The 6,773-nt window shown below is 50.2% G+C and carries 5 protein-coding genes and 1 pseudogene; all 6 read left to right on the forward strand.

The features are described 5' to 3' along the window. A pseudogene (locus tag LI015_RS28920) lies at nucleotides 1-83 on the forward strand (NADH peroxidase); the annotation flags it as partial. A gap of 231 nt (nucleotides 84-314) precedes the next feature. Next, nucleotides 315-1,832 (forward strand): amino acid adenylation domain-containing protein, encoded by a 1,518-nt coding sequence (locus LI015_RS27530; protein WP_227126738.1) that lies wholly within the window; start codon nucleotides 315-317, stop codon nucleotides 1,830-1,832. Next, nucleotides 1,825-3,039: an alanine racemase gene (locus LI015_RS27535; RefSeq protein ID WP_002572963.1), complete on the forward strand. Its 1,215-nt coding sequence runs from the start codon at nucleotides 1,825-1,827 to the stop codon at nucleotides 3,037-3,039. The genes LI015_RS27530 and LI015_RS27535 overlap by 8 nt, the downstream gene beginning before the upstream one ends. Before the next feature lie 51 nt (nucleotides 3,040-3,090). Further along, the gene (locus LI015_RS27540) at nucleotides 3,091-3,318 is read left to right on the forward strand and encodes an acyl carrier protein (protein ID WP_002568993.1); all 228 of its coding nucleotides are present in this window, start codon (nucleotides 3,091-3,093) and stop codon (nucleotides 3,316-3,318) included. An 11-nt stretch (nucleotides 3,319-3,329) separates the two neighbouring features. After that, nucleotides 3,330-5,045: an MBOAT family O-acyltransferase gene (locus LI015_RS27545; RefSeq protein WP_227126739.1), complete on the forward strand. Its 1,716-nt coding sequence runs from the start codon at nucleotides 3,330-3,332 to the stop codon at nucleotides 5,043-5,045. Beyond that, entirely contained in the window at nucleotides 5,032-6,078 is a 1,047-nt protein-coding gene (locus tag LI015_RS27550) for a hypothetical protein (RefSeq protein WP_227126740.1), read from the forward strand. Before LI015_RS27545 ends, LI015_RS27550 begins: the two co-directional genes overlap by 14 nt. Nucleotides 6,079-6,773: the final 695 nt, after the last annotated feature.

Here is a 6,773-nt window from a genome sequence, read left to right on the forward strand (position 1 = left end):
ATGACACCGTTCATGAGATGGCTAAGGATGAGGCCCGCCACGGCAAGGCATTTGAGGGTCTGCTGAAGAGATACTTTGGCTAAGAAATCGCCGGTATCCGGCTTATGACTTTTACAGAATCAGGAGAAGAGTGCGCTCTTCTCCTTTTTTGCGTATGAAATCCTCTGTCCGGAATGTGCCCTGCAATTGCTGTTTTGTACTGTACTGGGCAATTGTCATAGAATCTTCATAATTAAAGCCTTGAACCCCTTATCCATCTGTGCTAGACTAAGCACGAAAATGCTAAAAAATACCTGCTGTGGGAGGTCCTATTATTGATACAGAATATTCTTAGTTTTCTTGAAGAATCCGCAGAAGCTCATCCCCGGAAAACGGCTTTTGCAGATGAACATACAAGCCTTACCTACCGCGGGCTGTCAGACCTGTCTATGAGAATCGGCAGCGTTCTGGCACAGAAAACAGGCCCGCGCCGACCTGTACCCGTGCTGACAGAAAAAAATGTATTTACCCTGGGCGCATTTATGGGCATTGTCCGGGCAGGCTGTTTTTATGTCTGCCTGGATGCAAACCAGCCGGCCGAACGTCTGAACCGGATTCTGGACACCCTTAAGGCGGACCTTATGATTGCCGATAAGGAAAGCCTTGACCTGGCCGGCGATATCTCCTTTTCAGGTGAGATACTGTTCCTGGAGGACTTAAAGTCTCTGCCGGATGACGCCCTGAACAGCAGTCTCCTTGCGTCCATCCGCAGGCAGGCCGCTGATACGGACCCCCTGTACGGAATCTTCACCTCCGGCTCCACCGGCGTGCCCAAGGGTGTGGTGGTGAGCCATCGCTCCGTCATTGACTTCATCCAGCATTTTACGGACCTGTTCCATATCACACAGGATGATGTCATCGGCAATCAGGCGCCCTTTGACTTTGATGTATCTGTAAAGGACATCTACTCCGCCCTTAAAACCGGAGCCACGATGGAAATTATTCCCAAAAAACTGTTTTCCATCCCCACCAGCCTTCTGGACTACCTGTGCGACAGGAAAATCACCACGGCCATCTGGGCCGTTTCCGCCCTGTGCATCATTACCACCCTGAAAGGCTTTACCTACCGCATTCCATCCCATCTGAATAAGATTCTCTTCAGCGGAGAGGTCATGCCGGTAAAGCATCTGAATACCTGGCGCAGTTACCTGCCAGATGCCCTGTTTGTAAACCTGTACGGCCCCACGGAGATTACCTGCAACTGCACATACTATGTGGTGGACCGGGAATTTGAACCCGGAACCCCCATTCCCATCGGAGTACCCTTTCCCAACGAAACAGTATTCCTGCTGGATGAAAATAACAGGCTGGTCACAGAACCCGGACAAAACGGCGAACTCTGTGTGGCAGGAACCGCTCTGGCTCTGGGCTACTACAGGGATCCAAAACGAACTGCCACGGCCTTTGTCCAGAACCCCTTAAATCCCTGCTATCCTGAGATTATATACAGAACCGGCGACCTGGCCTGCTACGGCAGGGACGGACTTCTGTATTTCAACGGGCGGAAGGATTTCCAGATCAAACACATGGGACACCGGATCGAGCTTGGCGAGATTGAGGCTGCCCTTGAAACCGTGGAGGGTGTGGACAGGGCGGTATGCCTGTTCCTGGAAGAAAAAAATAAAATTGCGGCCTTCTATGAGGGAGCCGCTGTCAAAAGGGACATCGCCGTTGGCCTGGAACATCTCCTGCCGCGCTACATGTTCCCCGCTTTATACAGAAACCTGACGGAACTTCCACGTACCAAAAACGGCAAAGTGGACCGGCAGGCACTCAGGAGGCTTTATGGATAACCATATATTGCAGGAAGCTGCCCGGACATACAACACGCCTTGCTATATCTTTGATTTAGACGTGTTTATCTCACGTATCCGCCGCATGGAACAGATCCTTGGAAAACAGGTGAATATCTATTACGCCATGAAGGCCAACCCCTTCCTGACAGCTGCCGCTGCCCAGGCAGCCGGCGGCCTGGAGGTCTGTTCCCCGGGAGAGTATGCCATCTGCCGCCGCGCCCGTGTGCCGGCCCAGAAAATCGTCCTTTCCGGTGTCAATAAGGAGGAATCCCACATCCGCTCGGTCATGGCAGAGCAGGGCGCCGGAACCTACACAGCTGAATCCTTAAATCAGCTCAGGCTTTTAGAGGCTTGTGCCGGCGCCGCAGGCCGCACCGGGGTCAGGGTGCTTCTGCGCCTGACCAGCGGCAACCAGTTTGGGATGGATGAGGAGGATATCCTCGCCTCAATCCGTAATCGGGACTCCTATCCCCATCTGGACCTGGCAGGCCTCCAGTACTATTCCGGAACCCAGAAAAAGGGAATGGAAAAGATAGAAAAAGAGCTGGTAAAGCTGGATTCATTTATGGATTTTGTCAGGGAACATCTGGATTTTGAGTTTCGGGAGCTGGAATATGGCCCCGGCTTCCAGATACCTTATTTTGAAGGACAGGAACAGGCTGACGAAGAAATTCTTTTGCAGGAATTCAAAAAAGCCCTTGATTCCCTGAATTTTAAAGGTATAATCTTTCTCGAGGCAGGCCGTTTCCTGGCCGCTCCCTGCGGCAGCTATCTGACCCGCGTGGCGGACGTGAAACGAAGCCAGGGACAGAATTACTGCATTGTGGACGGCGGCATTAACCACGTCAACTATTATGGTCAGACCATGGCCATGAAGGTGCCTGCTTACCGGTATATACCCCAGGACAATCCGGCCCGTCCTCCGGCATCACAAACCTCCGGCGACCGCTGGACCGTATGCGGCTCCCTCTGCACATCGGGGGATATACTTGTAAAAAATCTGCCCCTGGACGGCCTGATGACAGGGGATTTGCTGGTATTTGACCGTATCGGCGCTTACTCCGTAACTGAGGGCATTTACCTTTTTCTGAGCCGGAAGCTCCCCGTGGTCCTCACCTGCACACAGGAACACGGCCTTTCCCTGGTGCGGGACGCCCTGCCCACAGATATACTTAACGACGGCTCTGCCATGGAGATATATTAATCACAGAGCAATTCTTAAAGATGCTCTGACACATAAAAGGAGAACAATAAAATGGATGAATTATTAGAACTGTTAGAAGACATAAAACCCACCGTGGATTTCAGGACATGCACAGGCCTGATTGATGACGGATATCTGGATTCCTTTGATATCCTGTCCATTGTCAGCGAACTGAATGATGCCTTTGGAATCGAGATATCACCGGTGGACATTATTCCGGAGAATTTTAACTCTGCCCAGGCCCTCTGGAACATGGTAGAGCGTCTTAAGGACAATTAGAGGAGTATGTTATGTCGTTTCTTTCAATGAAATTCCTGCTGTTTCTGTCAGCAGCAGTGGCCGGATATTATGTGATACCAAGACAGCTCCAGTGGGTATGGCTGCTCATATTCAGCTATATATTTTATCTGGCCTCCGGCCCGGCGGCGGTAGTGTTCATCCTGACCACTACCGCCACTACCTTTCTGGGCGGGCTGTGGCTGGAGCACACGGACCGCGCCCTGGCCTGCGCCCTGGACCGAACTCTGGCGCGCGATCCGGACCGTACTCCGGACTGCGGCCCGGACCATACACTGGACTGCGGCCCGGACCATACGCTGGACTGCGGCCCGGACCATACGCTGGACTGCGGCCCGGACCGCCTCCGGCGCCCGGCCAATCCTCAGCAGCCCCTTTCCCCGGACGAAAAAAAAGCCTTAAAGGGGCGGTTCAAACAGCGCAAGAAATGGATTGCTGCCCTGGTCCTCTTTGTAAACTTCGGCATTCTGGCAGCATTAAAATACCGCAATTTTGCCGCAGATAACATGAACCTTCTCTTCGGCACCCATTTTTCCTCTGCAAAGCTTCTGCTGCCCTTAGGAATCTCCTTTTACACCTTCCAGTCCATGGGCTACCTCATCGACGTGTACAGAGGTAAATACGCGCCTGACCGCAATCCGTTCCGTTTTGCCCTCTTTGTCTCCTTCTTCCCCCAGATTCTGCAGGGGCCAATTGGCCGGTACGACCGTCTGGCATCCCAGCTCTACGGCCAGAAGAGCTTCAGCCTCGCCCGCATAGAGAGGGGACTTCAGCTCATGCTCTGGGGTTATTTCAAAAAAATCGTCATAGCGGACAGGGCTGCGGTGGTTGTCAGCGAAGTATTCGGCAATTACCAGTCCTATGGCGGCATCCTGGTGATGGCCGGTGTACTGTGCTATTCCCTTCAGCTCTACGGCGATTTCTCAGGAGGCATGGATGTAATCATGGGCGCCTCAGAGTGCTTCGGCATATCCCTGGACGCCAATTTTAAACGCCCCTATTTTGCTCAGTCCATATCAGACTTCTGGCACCGCTGGCATATCACACTGGGCACCTGGATGAAGGACTATGTGTTCTATCCTTTTTCACTTTCAAAGGGCATGAACAAATTCGGGAAATTCTGTAAAAAACATTTTGGAAAGCATGTGAGCAGAGTGCTGCCTGTATGTATCGCCAATCTGCTGGTATTCTTCCTGGTGGGCGTGTGGCACGGACCTGCCTGGAAATTCATTGTTTACGGACTTTATAACGGAATCATCATTGCCGCCAGCAACCTGTTTGCCCCCTTTTACGGGGAAATGGCCCGCAAACTGCACATACCAGTTGAATCCAGGCCCTGGATGGCGGTCCGGATTTTAAGAACCTTCCTTCTTGTAAATATCAGCTGGTATTTTGATATGGCTGTAAGCCTGGGAGCCGCATTGACCATGATGAAGAATACCGTTACCGGATTCTCCCTGGCTGCCCTGTCGGACGGCAGCCTTCTCAGGCTGGGCCTGGATCGCAAGGACTATGCCGCCCTGGCCCTCTCCTGCACTGTCCTGCTGGCAGTCAGCCTTCTCCAGGAAAACCATGTCAACATACGGGATACCCTGTCCGCAAAGCCGCTGGCCGCCAGATGGTGCGTCTATCTGATGCTGCTCTTTTCCATACCGCTGCTGGGCCAGATTACCATGACGGGAGGAGGTTTTATATATGCCCAATTCTAACCAAGGAGCCGGCCGTTTTCACAAATGGCTTCCACAGTGGCTGAAGGCCATCCTGTTCCTGTCCCTGTGCATATGCATCACGGCAGCTCTCAACTATGGTTTTATACCTCCAAGCTCCGTGAGAATCAATCTTCATAACCTTAGAAACGGAGAGACATACGACACGATCTTCATTGGCACCTCCCACGGGCAGTATGGCATTGACCCCTTTTCCGTGGATGCTGCCTCCGGCGGCAGCTCCGTCAGTCTGTGTATGGCGGACGCCTATCCGGACGATATGTACCATATGCTGCGGCTTGCCTGTGAAACCCAGTCGCCGTCCCGCGTTGTATACGAGCTGGACCCCTCATACTGGATGAATGAACAGCGAAGCGGATCCACCCAGATTTTCTTCTATCAGGAGTTCCCGGCTTCCAGGTCCAAGTTTTTTTATTTCCTGGATAAAATCATAAACCTGGATTTCCGCTCTGCACTGGCTCCGTGGAGCTACTACCGCAACCTAATAGGCCAGGTCCCGGACCACATACGCCGCAAGCAAAGCACTGCCTATAAAAACTATGACCCATCTGTCCTGGAAATCCCGGGAGGCCATTACGCGGACCGGGGCTTTATCTATCGGGACCGGGTAGCAGGCGAGGATAAAGGCACCTTCAACAACATCCCCTGGGATGAGAGCCAGGTAAAATCCAAGGCAGAGCTATATTTTAACCGCATAGCTGCGTTCTGCCGGAAAAACGGCATTGAACTGACTGTCATCACCACGCCTGTCCCCCAGGAAACCCTTGATAAATTTGCCGGTTCCTATGACCAGTCCCACCTGTATTTTAAGAAGCTCTTAGAAGGCCTGGGTCTGGAATATTATAACTTCAATTATATGAAGCCGGAGCTTATGGACCGCAGTATGGAAGGGTACTGGGACTACGACGGCCACATGGACGGTGTCAAGGCCCAGGAATTCAGCACCCTGCTAGGCAGCTTCCTGAACAGCCTGGACCAGGGCAGTTTAACACACAGTGACTATTTTATTAATTGAATACGCATCATAACATAAGGAAATTATAAAGAAATATCCCCAAAGTCCTCCACGGTGCCGGCCGGGCGCCATATGTTCCCTCTGCGGCTTTGGGGATATTTCTTTTTTAATTTTCTTTTTTGAACTTCTTCCTTTTTAATCTCTTTCTCCGGTTTATCTTTCTCTTTATTCCTTGCCTATTTTCTTTATTTATTTTTCTTATTTGGTTTTTCTTATCCTTTTTCTTATCTGTTTTTCTTATCTGTTTTTCTTATCTATTTCTCTTATCTATTTCTCTCTATCTATTTCTCTTATTTGTTTTCCTTATTCGCTCTTCTTCTCCAATCTTCTTCCCTAATCTTCTTCCCCACCCTTCTATTCTATTCTTCTATTCTATTCTTCTATTCTATTCTTCTTTTCTATTCTTCTTTTCTATTCTTCTTTGCTATTCTATTATACAATTCTTCCCTGCTGGCCTTTATATTAACCCATCCCCCTGCTTTCCCACTCTCATTTTTTATGCTCACATTTTTTATTTTAGGTAAAAAAAATTCAAATATCTATTGACAAATCTCTCAAAGTGGTTTATATTAATATCAGTAACAATTACTATTATTATTTTAATAAATAAATGAATCCCGGGGATTCACACGAAATGCATAAAGGAAAAGGAGAATATTGATTATGAAGAAATGGGTATGTACAGTTTGCGGTTA

The sequence above is a fragment of the Enterocloster sp. 210928-DFI.2.20 genome (genome assembly GCF_020554465.1).
GTDB classification, from domain to species: Bacteria; Bacillota; Clostridia; order Lachnospirales; family Lachnospiraceae; genus Enterocloster; species Enterocloster bolteae.